15 protein-coding genes and 1 riboswitch are annotated in these 17,133 nt (G+C 74.4%); of the genes, 7 read left to right on the top strand and 8 right to left on the bottom strand.

Translation table 11 applies throughout. The features are described 5' to 3' along the window. Nucleotides 1-11: 11 nt before the first annotated feature. A complete protein-coding gene (locus tag DMB42_RS09695) occupies nucleotides 12-1,043 on the top strand; it encodes a class I SAM-dependent methyltransferase (RefSeq protein WP_125632877.1) in 1,032 nt (343 codons plus the stop codon). On the opposite strand, the gene DMB42_RS09700 is transcribed toward DMB42_RS09695, so the two are convergent. After that, on the bottom strand, nucleotides 1,034-1,648 hold the full coding sequence (locus DMB42_RS09700; protein ID WP_125632879.1) for a carboxymuconolactone decarboxylase family protein: 615 nt from the start codon (nucleotides 1,646-1,648) through the stop codon (nucleotides 1,034-1,036). The genes DMB42_RS09695 and DMB42_RS09700 overlap by 10 nt on opposite strands. A gap of 174 nt (nucleotides 1,649-1,822) precedes the next feature. On the opposite strand from DMB42_RS09700, the gene DMB42_RS09705 reads away from it, so the two are divergent. Next, nucleotides 1,823-3,040: a multidrug effflux MFS transporter gene (locus tag DMB42_RS09705; RefSeq protein ID WP_185844563.1), complete on the top strand. Its 1,218-nt coding sequence runs from the start codon at nucleotides 1,823-1,825 to the stop codon at nucleotides 3,038-3,040. Between the two features lie 11 nt (nucleotides 3,041-3,051). On the opposite strand, the gene DMB42_RS09710 is transcribed toward DMB42_RS09705, so the two are convergent. Continuing rightward, nucleotides 3,052-4,038, bottom strand: a complete 987-nt coding sequence (locus DMB42_RS09710; RefSeq protein ID WP_125632881.1) for a MerR family transcriptional regulator — start codon at nucleotides 4,036-4,038, stop codon at nucleotides 3,052-3,054. Between the two features lie 82 nt (nucleotides 4,039-4,120). Then, a riboswitch (ZMP/ZTP riboswitch) is annotated at nucleotides 4,121-4,207 on the top strand. A 70-nt stretch (nucleotides 4,208-4,277) separates the two neighbouring features. On the opposite strand from DMB42_RS09710, the gene DMB42_RS09715 reads away from it, so the two are divergent. Beyond that, a complete protein-coding gene (locus DMB42_RS09715) occupies nucleotides 4,278-5,684 on the top strand; it encodes a glycine hydroxymethyltransferase (RefSeq protein ID WP_396981969.1) in 1,407 nt (468 codons plus the stop codon). 4 nt (nucleotides 5,685-5,688) lie between these two features. Here the strand turns inward: DMB42_RS09715 and DMB42_RS09720 are convergent, their stop codons facing one another. Then, nucleotides 5,689-6,192, bottom strand: coding sequence for an NUDIX domain-containing protein (locus tag DMB42_RS09720; RefSeq protein WP_125632885.1), 504 nt, complete (start codon nucleotides 6,190-6,192; stop codon nucleotides 5,689-5,691). A gap of 109 nt (nucleotides 6,193-6,301) precedes the next feature. Between DMB42_RS09720 and DMB42_RS09725 the strand changes: the two genes are divergently transcribed. Beyond that, nucleotides 6,302-7,150 carry a DUF4097 family beta strand repeat-containing protein gene (locus DMB42_RS09725; protein WP_125632887.1) on the top strand — a complete coding sequence of 283 codons (849 nt, stop codon included), beginning with the start codon at nucleotides 6,302-6,304 and terminating at the stop codon, nucleotides 7,148-7,150. Between the two features lie 26 nt (nucleotides 7,151-7,176). On the opposite strand, the gene DMB42_RS09730 is transcribed toward DMB42_RS09725, so the two are convergent. Continuing rightward, on the bottom strand, nucleotides 7,177-8,517 hold the full coding sequence (locus DMB42_RS09730; RefSeq protein ID WP_260477590.1) for a hypothetical protein: 1,341 nt from the start codon (nucleotides 8,515-8,517) through the stop codon (nucleotides 7,177-7,179). 100 nt (nucleotides 8,518-8,617) lie between these two features. On the opposite strand from DMB42_RS09730, the gene DMB42_RS09735 reads away from it, so the two are divergent. Then, nucleotides 8,618-10,099, top strand: coding sequence for a hypothetical protein (locus DMB42_RS09735; protein WP_125632889.1), 1,482 nt, complete (start codon nucleotides 8,618-8,620; stop codon nucleotides 10,097-10,099). 14 nt (nucleotides 10,100-10,113) lie between these two features. Here the strand turns inward: DMB42_RS09735 and DMB42_RS09740 are convergent, their stop codons facing one another. Genes DMB42_RS09740 through DMB42_RS09750 form a run of 3 tightly spaced genes read right to left on the bottom strand, consistent with a single transcriptional unit; the run spans nucleotide 10,114 to nucleotide 13,197 of the window. Next, entirely contained in the window at nucleotides 10,114-10,935 is an 822-nt protein-coding gene (locus DMB42_RS09740) for a carbohydrate ABC transporter permease (protein ID WP_125632891.1), read from the bottom strand. Further along, nucleotides 10,932-11,882 carry a carbohydrate ABC transporter permease gene (locus tag DMB42_RS09745; protein WP_221762074.1) on the bottom strand — a complete coding sequence of 317 codons (951 nt, stop codon included), beginning with the start codon at nucleotides 11,880-11,882 and terminating at the stop codon, nucleotides 10,932-10,934. The genes DMB42_RS09740 and DMB42_RS09745 overlap by 4 nt, the downstream gene beginning before the upstream one ends. 37 nt (nucleotides 11,883-11,919) lie before the next feature. After that, nucleotides 11,920-13,197, bottom strand: coding sequence for an ABC transporter substrate-binding protein (locus DMB42_RS09750; protein ID WP_221762075.1), 1,278 nt, complete (start codon nucleotides 13,195-13,197; stop codon nucleotides 11,920-11,922). Nucleotides 13,198-13,380: 183 nt separating this feature from the next. Between DMB42_RS09750 and DMB42_RS09755 the strand changes: the two genes are divergently transcribed. Next, nucleotides 13,381-14,187, top strand: a complete 807-nt coding sequence (locus tag DMB42_RS09755; RefSeq protein WP_125632893.1) for an alpha/beta fold hydrolase — start codon at nucleotides 13,381-13,383, stop codon at nucleotides 14,185-14,187. A gap of 63 nt (nucleotides 14,188-14,250) precedes the next feature. Here DMB42_RS09755 and DMB42_RS09760 read toward each other — a convergent pair whose 3' ends face one another. Then, nucleotides 14,251-14,721 (bottom strand): PPOX class F420-dependent oxidoreductase, encoded by a 471-nt coding sequence (locus DMB42_RS09760; protein WP_125632895.1) that lies wholly within the window; start codon nucleotides 14,719-14,721, stop codon nucleotides 14,251-14,253. Between the two features lie 135 nt (nucleotides 14,722-14,856). Here DMB42_RS09760 and DMB42_RS09765 point away from each other — a divergent pair, with 135 nt between their 5' ends. Next, nucleotides 14,857-17,085: a WD40 repeat domain-containing serine/threonine protein kinase gene (locus DMB42_RS09765; protein ID WP_185844564.1), complete on the top strand. Its 2,229-nt coding sequence runs from the start codon at nucleotides 14,857-14,859 to the stop codon at nucleotides 17,083-17,085. The last annotated feature ends 48 nt before the right edge of the window (nucleotides 17,086-17,133 follow it).

Below are 17,133 nucleotides of genomic sequence, written 5' to 3' on the forward strand. Positions count from 1 at the left end.
GACGAGGGCCGGTGCGCGCCTCCTACCTCCCTTCGCTGACCCTGGACGAGTACCTGCGCGTGGTCGCGACCGTCCATCCGCAGTTGCACGCCGTGCTGGACTTCGAACGGCCGGGCGCGGCGCGGGCGCTCGGCGTGCTCACCGCGACCAGCAGCGAGTTCGACTCCGACCGCGGCGGGCGGGGCGACTCCTACCGGCGGGCGCAGCAGGACGCGCTGGTGCGCTGGACCGGCATCCGGGCCCTGCTCGGCCTGCTCGCCCCCGAGCCGGCGGCCGGGCCGCCGCTGCTGCTCGACGTCCTCGGCGGCGACGGCACGGTCGCGCGGGCGGCCGCCGGGCGGCTCGGCAGCCTGGACTCCAAGCCGACGATCATCACCGGCGACCTGTCCGGCCAGATGGTGGACCGGGCCCTGGCCCAGGGGTTGCCCGCGGTGCGCCAGGCCGCCCAGTTCCTGTTCCTGCGGGCGGAGTCGGTGGACGGGGTGCTGCTGGCGTACGGGACCCATCACATCGACCCGGCTGACCGGCCGCGCGCGGTGGCCGAGGCGGTACGGGTGACGCGGCCGGGCGGCCGAATCGTGCTGCACGACTTCGACGACGACGGTCCGATGGCCGGGTTCTTCGCGCGGGTCGTGCATCCGCACGCGGCGGGCGGGCACGCCTACCGGCACTTCACCCGGTCCGGGCTCGCCGCCCTGTTCGCCGACGCGGGCCTGGCCGTACGGGTGCTCGACCTGTACGACCCGCTGGTCGTACGGGCCGGCGGCGAGCCGGAGGCCAAGGAGCGGATGTGCCGCTACGTAGGCGACATGTACGGCGTGGGCGCCCACTTCGCCGCCTTGGAGGACGTCGAGGCGGCCTGGCGGCTCTTGGAACGGCACTTCGACCACGGGACGCCCCGGCACTGGGACCCCTCCGTACCGTCCCGCCCGGTCGTCCACCGGCGCGACGGGATGTACGTGGCCGAGGTGCCCAGGATGGCGCTGGTGGCCGTCGCCACGAAACCGGCCACCCCGGCACGCCGCCTCGGGGATCAGCCGTGACGGGGGTCCGGGGGCGTGGGGTCCGGGGGCCCGGCGTGCGGGGTGGACTCGCCGGCGAAGACACGTAGCTGGAGCGCCAGCGTGGCGTAGTAGCCGACCAGCGTGGTCAGCTCGAACAGCCCGCGCTCGCCGATCGCCGCCGTGACCGCCCGGTAGTCCTCCTCGCTCAGCGCCTCGGCCCCGGCCAGCTCGCGGGCGGCGTGCACGGCGGCGCGTTCGGCCGGGTCGGCCAGGTCGGGCGGCCGGCCCTCGCGCAGCGCGGTCAGCTCGGCCTCGCTCAGCCCGCAGGCGCGCCCCACGGCCTCGTGCGCGGCGCGTTCGAAGTCGCTGCCCCAGTGGGCGGCCACCACCAGGATCGCCATCTCCCTGACCCGGCCGGACAACGCCGAGCCGTAGCGCACCGCCGCGCCCAGCGCCTGGAGCGCGCCGCCGACCGGCGGGCTCAGCAGCATGGCGTTGAACGGGCCGCGCAGCCGTCCGAGCTCGTCGGTGAGCGGGAAGACCTGTGGCCCCGCCGCCCGGGGGCCGCCCGTGATGGCGCGGTAGACCTCGGCCTGCGCGTCGTCCAGGTCCTCAGGGGGGATGCCGGGCAGCCGGGCGGTCACCTGGGACCCGCTGGGGGCGGCTCGGCGGTCACGTCTCTCCCTCGGGTGTCCCATGACGCGGTTAGACCCTGCCGGATCACGGAACATCCTAGATCTCTAGCCGTGCGGCCGTCTTGGAGTCCTGACCATGGAGTTCGCCACTCCCCACCGCTCCCGTCGTCCTGGGCGCACGCCATGACCAGAGCGGGAGTGTCCTGGCCGCTGCTGGTCGTGCTCGGCCTGCTGTCCGCGGTGGCGCCGCTGGCCACCGACATGTACCTGCCGGTCTTCACCGACCTGGCCGCCGACCTCGGGACGGGTGCGGCCGGCGTGCAGCTCACGCTGACCGCCTTCCTCGCCGGGCTCGCCCTGGGGCAGCTCGTCATCGGGCCGCTGTCCGACCGGTTCGGCCGGCGCGGGCCGATCCTGCTGGCCACCGCGGCGGCCGTGGTCGCGTGCGTCCTGTGCGCGCTCGCGCCGGACGTCCGTACGCTCGTCGTCCTGCGGTTCGTGCACGGGTTCGCCGGGTCGGCGGGCATCGTCATCGGCCGCGCGGTGGCGGCTGACCTGACGACGGGCCGGGCGGCGGCCCGGGTCTTCTCGCTGCTGGCCTCCGTGGTCGGCATCGCGCCCGTCGTGGCGCCGCTCGCCGGCGGGGCGCTGTCACCCGCGGGCTGGCGGGCGGAGTTCTGGGTGATGGCCGGGATCTCGGCCGTGATGCTGGTCGGCTCGGCCCTCGTCGTGCCCGAGTCGCTGCCGCCCGAACGCCGGCACGCGGGCGGCCTGGCCGAGACCGGGCGGACCGTACGGCGGTTGTTCGCCGACCGGGGCTATGTCGGGTACGTCTTCTCCTTCGCGTTCGGCTTCGGGGGCCTGATGGGGTACATCTCGGCCTCGCCCTTCGTCGTGCAGAACGTGCTGGGCCTGTCCACCCCGGCCTACACGGTGACGTTCGCGGCCAACGCGCTGGGCATGACGCTGGCCGGCCTGGCCGGGGCCCGGCTGCTGCGCCGGTTCAGCCCGGAGGGGTTGCTGCGGTCGGGGCAGGCGGCCGTGCTGGGGTTGTCGGCCGTCCTGCTGGTGATGCTGGCCGCCGGGCTGCCCGCGGTGGCGGTGTTGCCGGTGCTGTTCGTGCTGGTGAGCTCGTTCACGCTGATCATGGGGAACGCGGCGGCGCTGACGGTGGGACGGGCGCCGTACGCGACGGGCACGGCGGCGGCCGTGATGGGGGCGCTGCAGTTCGCGCTCGGCGCCGCGGTCTCGCCGCTGGTCGGGCTGGGCGGGGAGGACACCGGGCTGCCGATGGGGGTCACGCTGGTGGTCTGCGCGCTGCTCGGCATCGGCGCCCGGCTGCTCACCCGCGGCCTCCCGGAGACCGGCCCCGCCCCGGCCGAGGCCCCCGCCCGGGGCTGAGGCCCTCGGGGTCAGCTCGCGGGGTGGGCGCGTAGGGCGGTGACGAGCCAGGTGAGCGGCGAGCCCAAGGGGGTGGGGGGCGGCCAGGCGTTGATCACGGCCAGGAGCCGGAGGTAGCGCTCCCTGCGGGGGTCGTTCGCCGCCTCCAGCCTGGTCAGGAGCCGCCGCCTGAGCACGGCGTCGTCGGGGTGGCCGAGCAGGCGGGCGTACTCGCCGGCGACCTCGGCCACGACCGGCCCGGCATCGGGTGAGCCGGGATCCACCCCGGCCGCCATGGCCGCCTCCGCCGCCGCGATCCCCATCGAGACGGCGTCCCGCCGCAGCCCTCGGCCCGAGCCGGGGAGGGTGTTCCGGTCGGCGGTGTAGGACGTGGTCAGGTGGCGCATCAGCGTGCGGAAGGACGGGTCGCAGGCCAGCTCGGCCAGCTCCATCCAGGCCTCCACCTGCTCCGGCTCGGCGTCGTCCGGCAGCTCGGGGGTCAGCGAGACCCTGGCCCCCGCGAACCCCGATCCCGCGTCCGATCCCGCGTCCGATCCCGCGTCCGATCCTGCGTCCTGTTCCGGGTCCGGGACGGCGGCGTCCAGGAAGTCGGTGATCAGGCGGCGGCGTTCGTCCTCCGACAGCGCGGCCAGTCTGTGCATGAGCTCCATCTCCTCGGGTCCCGACCCGCGCCGGGCCACCGCCGTCAGCACCGCGTGCCGCAACCGCAGCGTACGGATGCGCACCGCCAGCGCCTCGGCGTGCGCCGCCGCGACCTGCGCGAGCGTGAGCTCCCGGTCCACGACCTTCCGGACCGTGGCCAGGTCCACGCCCAGGTCGCGCAGCGTGCGTACGAGGTCGAGGCGGGCCGCGGCGGCGGCGTCGTAGAGGCGGTAGCCGGCCGGGCTGCGTTCCACCGGCGGCACGATCCCCTGGTCGGAGTAGAACCTGATGGCCTTGACCGTCAGCCCGGTCCGCCGCGCCAGGTCGCCGATCGTGTAGAGGGTGCCGCCGTCCATGTCTCAACCATGGCGTCTCCCCTGACGGGAGACTCAAGTGCCTCCCTCGTTGCGCGGTCTCGGGCGATGACCGTAGTGTCAAGCCTCGGATCGTGACTGGCGTGATCGTAAGGTGGGACTGACCACCGGGGAGCGGTCCTGCACGTCGCCGCGCGCCTGGGTGCCCTCACTTCGACGGCTCGGGAGATGTCATGGCGGAAGAGCACCCCCATTCGTACGGCGACTACGACGCGGCCACCGTGTCGGCGGCCTACCGCAACGCGCTCGACGTGATCGCGGCCGTCGAGCCGGGCGTCGCCGGCGCGCTCCGCGGCGAGCTGGCCGACCAGCGAGCCTCGCTGAAGCTCATCGCGAGCGAGAACTACGCCTCACCGGCCGTCCTGCTCACGATGGGCACGTGGCTGTCGGACAAGTACGCGGAAGGCACGATCGGCCACCGCTTCTACGCCGGCTGCCAGAACATCGACACCGTCGAACGGCTCGCGGCCGACCACGCGAAGGCCCTGTTCGGCGCCGAGCACGCCTACGTCCAGCCGCATTCGGGCATCGACGCCAACCTGGTGGCCTTCTGGGGCATCCTGGCCCACCGGGTGGAGTCGCCGGCCCTGGCCGCGGCGGGCGCCCGGCACGTCAACGATCTGTCGGAGGACGACTGGGAGACCCTGCGCAAGGCCCTGGGCGACCAGCGTGCCCTGGGCATGTCGCTGGACGCGGGCGGCCACCTGACCCACGGCTTCCGTCCCAACATCTCCGGCAAGATGTTCCACCAGCGCTCCTACGGCACCGACCCGGAGACCGGGCTGCTCGACTACGACGCGCTGCGCGCGACCGCCCGCGAGTTCCGGCCGCTGGTCCTGATCGCCGGTTACTCGGCCTATCCGCGGCGCGTCGATTTCGCCCGAATGCGGGAGATCGCCGACGAGGTGGGCGCGGTCCTGATGGTGGACATGGCGCACTTCGCCGGGCTGGTGGCGGGCAAGGTGTTCACCGGCGTGCACGACCCGGTGCCGTACGCGCACGTCACGACGACCACCACGCACAAGTCGCTGCGCGGGCCGCGCGGCGGGCTGGTGTTGTGCCAGCGGGAGTACGCCGACTCGATCGACCGCGGCTGCCCGATGGTGCTGGGCGGCCCGCTCGGCAACGTGATGGCGGCCAAGGCCGTCGCGCTGGCCGAGGCCCGGCAGGTGGCGTTCGCCGACTACGCCCACGCGGTGGCCGCCAACGCGGTCGCGCTGGCCGAGGGCCTGTCGCGCCGGGGCGTACGCCTGGTCACCGGCGGCACCGACAACCACCTGGTCCTGCTGGACGTCTCCACGTACGGGCTGACCGGCCGGCAGGCCGAGTCGGCGCTGCTCGACGCGGGGATCGTGACCAACCGCAACGCGATCCCGCGCGACCCCAACGGCGCCTGGTACACCTCGGGCATCCGCGTCGGCACCCCGGCGCTCACCTCACGCGGGTTCGGGCCGCAGGAGTTCGACCGGGTCGCCGAGCTGATCGTCGGCGTGCTCACCGACACCACGCCGTCGTCCACCTCCAAGGCCAAGTACGACCTGCCGCCGGGCACCGCCGGGAAGACCCGCGCCGCGGCGGCCGAGCTGCTGACCGCCCATCCGCTCTACCCGGGCCTCGACCTGGCCTGACGTCTCACTCCTCGGCGCGACGGGCCCGTTCCGCGAAGTAGCCGGCCGCCGCCCGCGTGTGGGCGGGGAAGGCCAGCTCGGCAGGCCCGTCGATGACCAGCCACTCGCTCGTCTCGGCGGTGGCCGCCATCGGCGGCAGCGCGGACGCGGTCGTGCCCGGGGCCAGCCCGAAGATCAGCACGGTCCCGTCGGGGGCGCTGACCACGTCGAAGAGCGTGACGCCGGCGGCCTCGGCCACCACCCCGGTCTCCTCGCGCAGCTCGCGGACCGCCGCCTGCTGCCAGGACTCCCCCAGGTCGACGAACCCGCCGGGCAGGGCGAGCCGGCCGCGGTGGGGCTCGACGTCCCGGCGTACGACGAGCAGGCCGTCGTCGACGGGCAGCAGCGTGACGGCGACGGGCAGCGGGTTGAGGTAGCTGGTGTTCGCGCAGGCCGCGCAGGTGCGGGGCCAGGGCTGGTCGGGGGCGAAGGCGGCGCCGCAGAAGGAGCAGTACGCGTTCCTGATCACGCCGCGATCCTAGACCTACCGACGGGACGCCAGAATGGCACCGTTTTGCGGTGAAATATGGCACCTTGAAGCCGGGGACGCCCCCACTCCCCGGAAGGACGGCAGCACCGTGCCCACGTTCGACAGCCCGGAACCGATCAGCGTCACGATCCACATCGACGCCGGCGAGGCCACGATCGTCGCGGGCGACCGTACCGACACGGCCGTCGAGGTACGCCCCTGCTCCCCGGACGTCAAGGCCGACGTCGAGGCCGCCGCGCAGACCCGGATCGAGTACGCGGCCGGCCGCCTCGCGGTCAGGACGCCGCGCTCGCTCAGCCTGTTCGGCGAGCCCGGCTCGGTGTCCGTGGAGATCGGGCTGCCGGCGGCCTCGCGGCTGCACGCCACCGCTGACCTGGCCCTCGTCGTGGTCGAGGGCGACATGGGCGCGTGCGACGTCACGATCGGCGCCGGGGACGTACGGATCGGCCGGGCCGGCCCGGTGGAGCTGCACACCCATCAAGGCGACATCGTCGTCGAGCGCGTCACCGGCGACACCAGGCTCACCACGGGCTCCGGCGAGATCCGCGCCGGGCGGATCGACGGCGCCGCCGAGATCAGGAACCACCACGGCCGCACCTGGATCGGCGAGGTCACCGGCGACCTGACGCTGCGGATCGCCAACGGCGACGTCACCGTCGGCCGCGCCCACGGCTCGGTCGTGGCCAGGTCGGCCGGCGGCGACACCCGGCTGGAGGAGGTGTCCCGCGGCCGGGTGGACCTGGAGACCAGGGCGGGCGACCTCGACATCGGCGTACGCGACGGCAGCACCGCCCGGCTCGACGTCAGGTCGCGGACCGGCCGCGTGCACAGCGCGGTCGAACCGGCCCGGCGGCCCGCCGACGCCGCCGAGACGGTCGAGGTGCGGGCCCGTACCGGGTCGGGGGACATCACGATCCGCCGCGTGCACACCCCCTGACAGCGGGCGGGCGAGCACCACAGCGGTCACCCCGCGACGGCCCGGTCCGCCCTGGTGACCAGCGCGTTCCCGCGGTGCGGCTGCCAGGCGGCGCGCAGGCCGCGTAACTCGTCCCGGACGCGGGCCGAGGAGATCAGGCGGATGTCGTCGCTCAGGTCGAGCACGGTCGCCGCGGCCCGGTCGACCTCCCCCGCGCGCAGGAAGGCGTGGGCGGCGCGCAGGCCGATCAGGGCCCGGGTACGCAGCTCGACCGGCCGCCTGGCCCTCATGGACGCGGCGAAATGGCGGGCGGCGGTGGCGTGGTCGCCGAGCTGGGTGAGCGTCAGGCCGATCTGGTGCTCCAGGGACTCGCGCCGGTAGTTGCCCGTCCACTCCGACTCGGGCACGGAGTCGGCGCGTTCGAGCTGGGACTCGGTGTGGCGGAGCAGGCTGAGCGCGTCCCAGCGGGTGCCGGCGGCGGCGTGGGCCTCGGCGCGCATGCCGGTGATCCACGCCTGGGTACGGGCGGGTCCGTGCCCGGCCAGCGCGGAGGAGGCGGCCTCGGCCAGCGCCAGCGCCTCGCCGTCATGGCCCAGCTCGGCCGCCTGGACGGCCATGCTGCGCAGGGCGGTGGCGCGCAGCAGCAGGTCGGCGGCCTCGTCGGCCAGGCGCACGCTGCTGATGTAGTAGCGCTGGGCCAGGGCGTGGGCGCCGGCGTCCATGGCCATGTAGGCGGCCAGGTAGCTCAGCTCGGCGGCGGCGGCGAACAGGTCGGGCCGGCGGCGGCCGGACGTGCCGTGCAGCAGGGGCGTGACCTCGCGCGACAGGTAGGCGGCGACGGCGGCCCGGCCGTGGCCGCCGCCGTAGCGGTCGTCGAGGTCGGCGAAGGCGCGGGTGGTGGCGCGGATTCGCTCGACGTCGCCCGCGCCCGCCCGCCGGGCCGCCGCGCGTCCCTGGGCCCGGTGCGCGGACAGGCGGGACAGGCCGGATAAGGCGGCCAGGGTGAACGTACCGGCCGTCAGCACCGTACGCCGGTTGAGCAGGTCGTCCTCGCCCAGCACGGCCAGCCGGGCGACCGGGTCGCCGCGCCAGGGGTCGTCGGCGGACGGCGGCGTCCCCGGCTCCGGCCATCCCAGATGCGCCGGTCGCAGGTCGGGCCTGCCGAGACGGCGGCGGAACGCCTCGATCGCCGCGCCCACCGCCTCGGGGCGCGGGATCGTACCGGTCAGCCAGTGGCCGACCGCCGAACGGTCGTAGTGCACGCGCTCGCCGCTCTCGGCCGCGACGGCGTTGACGTGCCGCGCGGTGGCCGCGTGCGTCCAGCCCGCCTGCTCGATCAACGCCGCCAGCGCCCGGTTGACGACTGGGTGGGTGCGCCGGGGCGGCATCTCATCTTCACTTCGCTTCACATCGCGGTGGCCTAGACGATGCGCCCGGCGTGGCGCACCGTCAAGAGTGCGGGAAGCCGAGTCCGACGAGGGAGAGCCGATGAACGCGCTGTACGGCGGCGAGGGGCGGCGCGAGAGCGGCCTTGCGGAGGTCGCGCACCAGGAGCTCACGGCCGCGCTGGCGGGCCGCCCGCTGGTCGGCGTCGAGCGGTTCAGCACCGCGCTGCGCACCGGCTACACCGGCCCGGCCCCGGTCGAGGCCCTGCGCCCCGCCCTGAGCATCGGCTGTTACGCCGCGTGGGACCCGGCGCTGCCCGGCATGGTGGTCGCCGCCGAGGACCGCACCCGCACCCGTTCGGTGGCCGAGCGGACCACCTGGGTGCCCCGCGTCCGGCACGAGGCCGCCCGCCATCTGCTCAAGCTGGACCGCCCGCCGGTCGTGTTCACCTGGTACGACAACGCCCGCCTGCGCGAGCTGGCCGGCCCCGGCGCGACGATCGCGGCCGTCGACGCCGGGGTGCGGGCCGCGATCGAGTCCAAGCACCTGCTGGACGACCTGCTGCGGGCGGCCGGCGTGCCGGCGGTGGCCCGCATCCCCTGCGTGCACGTCGAGCGGCTGCCCGGCCTGGCCGAGCTGCGGCGCGCGGTCGGCTCCGCGCGGGTCGTGGTCCAGGCCGGCCGGACGGCGGACCGGCGCGGCACCGTGGTCGTGTCGGGCGAGGACGGCATGGCCCGCGCGGCGCGGCTGCTCGGCCCGTACCGGGTGGCGGCGTACGTGCCGGGCTGGCCGTGCACGATCGCGGTGCTCAGCGTCCCCGACCGCGACGGCGGCGTCCAGGTCTACGCCGACCGCCCCGCCCACGCCTCGGCCGGCGTCGCCGAGCTGGGCGCCGGGCCGCTGCGCAGCGCGGGCGGCGACTGGTCGCGCCCCTGGCCGACGCCCGCCGCCGCGCTGCTCATCGAGTGCGCCGAGCGCATCGCGATCTGGGCCTGGCGCAGGTACGGCGCGGCCGGCCTGTTCAACGTCAAGGCCCTGCTCACCCCGGGCGAACGGGTCTACCTGTCGGCGATCAAGTGGCGGCACCAGCAGGGCACCGAGGTGTCGGCGGTCAACCAGCAGGCCGTCGGGCTGCCCCCGTTCGTGCTGGCCCACCTGTCGGTGATGCTCGGCGGGCAGGTGACCTGGCTGGGGGACGCGCAGGAGTTCAACCAGCTCACGCTGCTGCGCGCGGTCCAGCCGGGCGGCCCCTTCCACGTCAGGGTGCGCCTGGCCCGCGACACCCCCGTACGGGTGGCCGCCGCGCACGGCCCCGGCGTCTACCGGCTGGACGGGTCGGGCCGGCTGCGGTGGGTGCGGCGGGGGGCGCACCCGTCCGACGCGCGCGCGGCCAGGGGCGAGTTCCTGCTGGCCGACCTGCCCGAGCCGGACGTCGTCTGCCATCCCGGGGCCGACCTCGCCACGATCGAGGGCGTCGCCGAGGGCGCGGCGCACCCGTTCGACGGCCCGGACGCCGCCTCCCCTGCCGTACGGCGGATCGTCGCGGCCGTCGAGGACCTGTTCGACGAGGTCAAGGAGCCCTGAGGGGGCCCGGCCCGCTACTTGACGCCGCCCGAGGTGAGCCCGGCGATGATCCGCCGCTGGAAGACCAGCACCACCACGACCAGCGGCACGGTGACGACCACCCCGGCCGCCATCTGGGTGCCGAACGGCTGGTCGAACCCGTACGCGCCGGTGAACTTGGAGACGGCCACGGTCGCGGTCTGCATCTCCTTCTCGTTGACCATGCTCAGGGCGATGATGAACTCGTTCCAGGCGGCGATGAACGTGATGATCGCCGTGGTGAACACGCCGGGCGCGGCCAGCGGGATGACGACCTTCCGGAACGCCTGGCCCCGGCTGCACCCGTCCACCATCGCCGCCTGCTCCAGCTCGAACGGGAGCTGCCGGAAGAACATGGTCAGGTTCCACACCGCCAGCGGCAACGCGAACGACAGGCTGGGCAGGATCATCGCCTGGTAGGTGTTGATCCACGAGATGCCGGTGAACAACTTCAGCAGCGGCACGATCAGCGAGATGCCGGGGAACATCGACGTCGCGATGACCACCCCCAGCACCACGTTCTTCAGCCTGAACCGCAACCGCGCCAGCGCGTACGCGCTCAGCACGCCGACGACCAGCGTGAGCAGCGTGGTCGTGCCGGCCACCACCACGCTGTTGAGCAGCGACCGCCCGAACCCGACGTCCGGGCCGAACACCGCGGCCAGGTTCTCCAGCGACCAGGGCGCGGGCAGCGGCGTGTTGTCGAACTGGTCCTGCGGGCGGCGGAAGGCCGAGACGACCATCCAGTAGAACGGGATCAGGCAGTAGGCGGCGACGGCCGCGATCCCGGCCCGGCGCAGCGTGTTCCCGGCGGTCATCCGGCCGCCTCCCGCCCGGACGGCTCGCGCAGCCGGCCGAGGATGTCGGCGCCCAGCAGCCGGACGAAGACGTAGGCCACGACCGCCACGTACAGGAACAGGACGGTCGCGTACGCGGCGGCGGCGCCGTAGCGCAGGTTGGTGGCCTCGTCGTAGGCGAGCATGGACAACGTACGCACCGACTCCTTGCGCGGGCCGACCAGCACGAACGGCAGGTCGAACATGCGCAGCACGTCCAGCAGCCGGAACAGCACCGCCACCAGCAGCACCGGCTTGACCAGCGGCAGCGTGACCCGCCAGAACCGCTGCCAGGCGGTCGCGCCGTCCACCCTCGCCGCCTCGTGCACCTCGCCGGGGATCAGTTGCAGGCCGGCCAGCACCAGCAGCCCGACGAACGGCGCGGTCTTCCACGTGTCGGCGATGATCACCGCGACCTTGGCCTGGAAGCCCTCCGTGGTCCACAACACGTCACTGCCGATGATCTGGTCGGCGACGCCGCCGGACTGGAAGATCCAGCGCCACAACAACGCCGAGACCGCGGTGGGGATGGCCCAGGGGACCAGGATGCTCGCCCGTACCACGCCCCGGCCGCGGAAGGTCCGGTGCATGACCAGCGCCATGGCGACCCCGAGGACCGTCTCGATCACGACGGTGACGACGGTGAAGAACGTGGTGTTCCACAGCGCGCCGTAGAAGGCGGGCGCGCGTTCGCCGGCGAGGATGTCGGCGTAGACGGACAGGCCGACGAACCTCTCGCCCTCGACCACGAAGCCCTGTGGGTCGAGGCTCTGGCCCTCCTCGAACAGGGACTCCCGGACTGCCGCCAGCACCGGGAAGCCGACGACCAGCCCGATCACCAGCAACGTCGGCGAGATGAGCAGCGCGGCCAGCCGCCCGGAGCCGTCCCCGCCCGGGACGGCGGCCCCCTGATCGGCGGCGACGGTCACGAGGTCTCCCCCGGGCGGGACGCCCGTCGCGTCCCGGTCACGACCGGGTCAGCGTCTGGAGCTTGGTCTGCAGGTCGGCCAGGACCTGCCCGGACGGCCGCGCGCCGGTGATGGCCGCGTAGGCGGCCTCCTGGATGGCCGCGGTCACGTCGCCGTACCGCACGACCTGGGGCCGCGGCTTGGCGTTGAGCACCGACTCCTTGAGCACCTTCAGGTACGGGTACTTCGCCTGGAGCTCTGGCTCGTCGTACAGGGCGGCCCGTGTGGGGGCCTCGGAGCTGGCCAGCAGGTTGGCGCGCTGCCGTTCCTCGCTGGACAGGAACGTGACGAAGTCGAGCGCGCTGGCCCGGTTCCCGGCGAACGCCGAGACGGCCAGGTTGTGCCCGCCGAGCGTGGGCACGCCGGGACCGTTCAGGCCGGGCAGCGGGGCCACCGCGAACCTGCCCGCGACCTTGGAGGAGCCGTCGTGCCTGTCGGCCAGGGCGTACTGGTAGGGCCACTGGCGGTGGAAGAGCAACCTGCCCTCCTGGAAGTAGCGGCGTCCCTCCTCCTCCTTGAAGGTGATCGCCTGTTTGGGGATGAGGCCGGTCCTGAAGCCGTCGACGAGGAAGTCGAGCCCGCGCTTGGCGGCCAGGTCGGCGACGTCGGGGCGGCCGGTGGCCGGGTCGACGATCGTCCCGCCCGCGCTGTTCACGGCTTCGGCGAAGTTGCAGGTCAGGCCCTCGTACTTCTCGTACTGGCCGGCGAAGCAGCTCACGCCGGGGACCTTCGCGCAGTCGGCCTCCATCTCCCGCCACGTCTTCGGCGGCTCCTTGACGCCCGCCTTGTCCAGCAGGTCCTTGCGGTAGTAGAGCAGGCCGGCGTCGGTCTTCCAGGGCGCGGCGTAGAGCCTGCCTCGGTACTGGCCGGTCGCCACGGTGGGCGGGAGGAAGGCCGCCAGGTCGAACTGCTCCTGCGGCAGCGGCAGGATCCACCGGTTGGCGGCGAACTCCGAGGTCCACACCACGTCGAGGGCGAGCACGGTGAAGGCGTCGGACTTGGCGCGGGCGTTCTGGATCATCTGGTCGCGCTGCACGTCGGCCGACTCGGGCAGCTCGACGATCCTGGCCTGCTCGTCCGGATGGCCCTTGTTCCAGGCGTCCACCTGGTTCTGCAGGTTGCGGGAGGTGTCCTTGCCCGTCGCGAGCGTGATCGGGCCGCGTCCGGTCATCGCGCCGCCGGACGGGGTCGCGCCGCCGCCGGACGGCGTGCCTCCGCACGCCGCCGCCATGGTCAGGAGCAGGCCGGCCACGGCCGTTCTCGCAGCTTTCCGCACCTCAGTGTCCTCCCTTCGGCCCCCGTTCACCCGTGACGGGGGTGGGACGCCGGAGCACCCTTCGGGCGCGTCCGCGCGGGACGATCAACGCCGGGCCGAATTCGTGCCGCGCCGGGCGATGAGTTCCGCCGCCCGCGGAAGTCCAACCGGTGTCACCTCGATTCCGCGGAAGGACCCACACCGATGAGCACCACGCACATCCTCGACATACCCGGCGGCCGGCTGAGCTACCACGTCCGCGGCAGCGGCCCCGTGCTGCTGCTCGTGGGCGCGCCGATGAACGCAGCCTTCTTCGCCCCGCTGGCCGAGGAGCTGGCCGGGGAGTACACGGTCGTCACCCACGACCCGCGCGGCGCGTCCGGCAGCACCCTCGACGACCCCGGCCAGGACTCCACCCCCGCCCTGCGGGCCGAGGACGCCCTCGCGCTCATCGACGCGCTCGGGGCGGAGTCCGCCGACGTGGTCGGCAGCAGCGGCGGCGCGGTGACCGGCCTCGCCCTCCCCCCCCGCCACCCCACCCGCGTGCGCACGCTGGTCGCGCACGAGCCGCCCCTGCTGGAGCTGCTGCCCGACGTCGCCGAACGACGCGCCGAGGTGGACGACATCATCGAGACGTTCCGCCGGGAGGGGCCAGGGGCGGCGTTCGGGAAGTTCATGGCCACCGCGGGCTACGAGCCCGGCGAGGACGACTCTCCCCCGCCGCCGAGCGAGTCGCCCGAGCAGGACCTCGCCGACGCCACCCACTTCTTCCTGCACGAGCTGCGCGGCACCACCCGCCACGTCCCCGACGTCGCGGCGCTGAAGGCCGGCCCGGCCCGGGTGGTCGTGGGCATCGGGGCCGAGTCGAGCGGCCTGCTCACCGCCCGTACCTCGAAGGCGCTGGCCGACCTGCTCGGCGCGCCGACGGTCGAGTTCCCCGGCGAGCACGGCGGCTTCGTCGACCATCCGAAGGAGTTCGCCGACGTGCTGCGCGAAGTGCTGGCCCGCTGACCGAGCCCGGCCTCCGGCGGCCGCGCCGAGCCGCGCTGAGCCGCGGTCAGCCGCGCTCAGCGGTCAGCCGCCGGGGGTCAGGTTCGCCGGGAAGCCGCCGGTCGCGATCGGCCCCCAGCGGTCGATCGTGATGCGGATGAGCGACTTGTTCTGGCGGCGCATGGCCTCCCGGTACTCCTCCCAGTCGGGGTGCTCGCCGGCGACGCACCGGTAGTAGTCCACCAGCCCGTCCAGGGCCCCGGGCATGTCCAGCACCTCGCCCCGCCCGTCCACCTGCACGTACGGGCCGTCCCAGTCGTCGGACAACACGCACATCGAGACCCGCTCGTCGCGGCGCACGTTCCCGGCCTTGGCACGCTCCGGGTACGTGGACACCACGATCCGGCCCTCGTCGTCCACGCCGCACGAGACCGGCGAGAGCTGGGGACGCCCGTCGGAGCGGGTCGTCGAGAGCAGGCCGTGATGCCGGGGGCGGAGGAAGTCGAGCAGTTCGGGCAGGTCGACGCGTTGGGCGGTCGCGATCCTCGGAGCCATCTGAGACGCCTTTCCTGTGCGGTACCGGCTTCGATCCTGTCATCCGGCGCGGACCCCGCCTTTCCCACCCCGCCGGGGCGGCCCTATCGTGTGGATCACCGACATACGCCCGCACATGCCCGGGGAAGGAGCGGAATGCCGGAAGTCCGTCCGCTCCGGCCGGGCGATCCCGCGCGGATCGGCGACCACCGGCAGCGCGGCGTGCTCGGCTCCGGCGGGCAGGGAGTGGTCTACAAGGGGGTCGACGGCACGGGCCGCGAGGTCGCGGTCAAGCTGCTGCACAGCCACCTGGCCCAGGACGACACCGTCACCAGGGGGTTCCTGCGCGAGGTGGAGGCGGCGCGCCGGGTGGCCGCGTTCTGCACCGCCGCGGTGCTGGACGTGGGGGTGGCCGACGGGCGGCCGTACATCGTGAGCGAGTACGTCGCGGGCGACACCCTGCAGACGCTCGTCCGGGAGTCGGGGCCGCGTACCGGGGGTGCGCTGGACCGGCTGGCGATCTCGACCCTGACCGCGCTGGCCGCCATCCACGAGGCCGGGATCGTGCACCGGGACTTCAAGCCGGGCAACGTGCTGATGGGGCCCGAGGGGCCGATCGTCATCGACTTCGGCATCGCCAAGGCGCTGGGGGCCACCACGCAGGCCTCGGCGCCCATGGGGACGCCGGCGTTCATGTCGCCGGAGCAGTTCGCGGGTGAGCGGGTCGGGCCGGCGTCCGACGTGTTCAGCTGGGCGGGGACGATGGTGTTCGCGGCGACCGGCCGCCCGCCGTTCGCCGGTGAGACGGTCGCCGCCATCCTGCACAAGGTCATGAGCAGCGTACCGGATCTCGCGGGCGTACCGGCCCACCTGGCGGGCCCGATCGGCGCCTGCCTCGCCAAGGACCCGAGCGCCCGCCCGACCCCCACAACCCTCCTCCGCCACCTCATCGCCGCCCCCGCCTCACCCTCCACCGACGCCCAGGGCGCCGGCGGAGCGCCCGAAGGGCCCGCCGGGGGCTTGGGGCCCGTACGCCACGCCCCCACCCAGCCCGGCGCCGCCCAAGGCGCGGGGCATCACGGCGGGGTTGTGCCCGGGGCGCCCGCGGGTGGGGCTGCTATCCCCTCCGGGGGGCTTGCCACGGGGCCGGGGGTTCAAGGGGAGGCGACCAGGGCGGGTGTCGAACGGCGGGTCAGCCGCCGGGCCGTTGTGGTCGGCGGTGTCACGGCGGCCGCCGCCGCCGCGGCGTCCGCCTTCGTCCTGCTGCGTCCCGCGAGCGGCCTGAGCGACGACCCGGTCGACCAGCCCGCCGGCCGTACGACCGACGCGCCGGCCACCCGTACGACCGGCCCTGCCGCGTCCGCGACTCCGACCGCGACCGCGACGGAACGCCCGGCCACGCCCACGGCCGAGCCGTTCGGGGCGCCGGTCAGGGAGCCCGTCGCGCTGCCCGCCGGGAGCGGCGAGCCGACCGTGCTGGCCGCCGCCGGCGCCACCGTCGTCTGCGGCACGTCCAAGGGCACGGTGCTGACCTGGGACCTGACCTCGTCCGGCACGCCCGTCGTCAGGCTCGGCGACGGAGGCGGCGCCGCCACCGCCGTGGCCTGCGGCGGCGGCCGTACGGCCTCCGGGCACCGCGCCGGCGCGATGCGCCTGTGGAACCCGGCGGGCGGCGGGACCGGCGAGACCGGCAGGGCCAGGGCGGCCGACCCCGTCATCGCCGTCACCATCGCCGGCCGCGGCGTCGCGGTGACCCAGAAGTACGACAGCCTCACCGATCTGCACAGCGTCGTACGCCTGTGGGACCTGTCCACGGGCCGCCAGATCGGCCCCGCCGTCACCGACCACTTCCAGGGTGTCAACGGGCTGACGTTCGGCCGGCTCGGCGGCGACGACGTGCTCGTCACCGGCGACGGCGCCAACCGCGTCCGGGTGCGCCGCCTGTCCGACGGCAAGGTGACACATACGTACAAGACGGGCGAGATCGGCGGCATCGAGCTCCTCGCCTGCGGCGAGCTGGACGGGCGGCCCGTGCTCGTCTCCACCCACCTCGACGCCACCCTGCGCGTGTACGACCTGGCCACGGGCAAACGCAGGAAGAAGTGGCCGTTCAGCCGCCGCAGCCCCGACGACCGTGGGACGTCCGCGCTGGTCACGGGCATGCTCGGCGGCACGCCCGTCGCGGTGGTCGCGCACGCGCCGGGCAGCGGCGAGGCGGCCGTCCGCGTCTGGAGGCTCACCGACGGCGAGGTCGCCGGCGAGCTGGGCCCGGGGCCGGGAGCCGAGATCCGCGCCCTGGCGCTGGCCGAGTTGCCAGGCCGTCCCGTCGTCGTGGGCACGGGCGGCGACGCCCTGCTGAGCGCCTGGAGCCTCGGTCCCGCCTGACGCTCATCTGCGTTTAAGAATCGCGGCCTAGGGTTCGTGGCTGTGCTG

Origin of the sequence: Nonomuraea sp. WAC 01424 (assembly GCF_003947315.1) — a bacterium.
Classification (GTDB): Bacteria; Actinomycetota; Actinomycetes; order Streptosporangiales; family Streptosporangiaceae; genus Nonomuraea; species Nonomuraea spiralis.

Excerpts from the sequence above, each read along its gene's own strand:
- DMB42_RS09705 (WP_185844563.1), top strand. The coding sequence starts at position 1,823 with ATGACCAGAGCGGGAGTGTCCTGGCCGCTGCTGGTCGTGCTCGGCCTG.
- DMB42_RS09765 (WP_185844564.1), top strand. The coding sequence starts at position 14,857 with ATGCCGGAAGTCCGTCCGCTCCGGCCGGGCGATCCCGCGCGGATCGGC.
- DMB42_RS09740 (WP_125632891.1), bottom strand. The coding sequence starts at position 10,935 with ATGACCGCCGGGAACACGCTGCGCCGGGCCGGGATCGCGGCCGTCGCC.
- DMB42_RS09730 (WP_260477590.1), bottom strand. The coding sequence starts at position 8,517 with ATGCCGCCCCGGCGCACCCACCCAGTCGTCAACCGGGCGCTGGCGGCG.
- DMB42_RS09710 (WP_125632881.1), bottom strand. The coding sequence starts at position 4,038 with ATGGACGGCGGCACCCTCTACACGATCGGCGACCTGGCGCGGCGGACC.
- DMB42_RS09735 (WP_125632889.1), top strand. The coding sequence starts at position 8,618 with ATGAACGCGCTGTACGGCGGCGAGGGGCGGCGCGAGAGCGGCCTTGCG.
- DMB42_RS09755 (WP_125632893.1), top strand. The coding sequence starts at position 13,381 with ATGAGCACCACGCACATCCTCGACATACCCGGCGGCCGGCTGAGCTAC.
- DMB42_RS09760 (WP_125632895.1), bottom strand. The coding sequence starts at position 14,721 with ATGGCTCCGAGGATCGCGACCGCCCAACGCGTCGACCTGCCCGAACTG.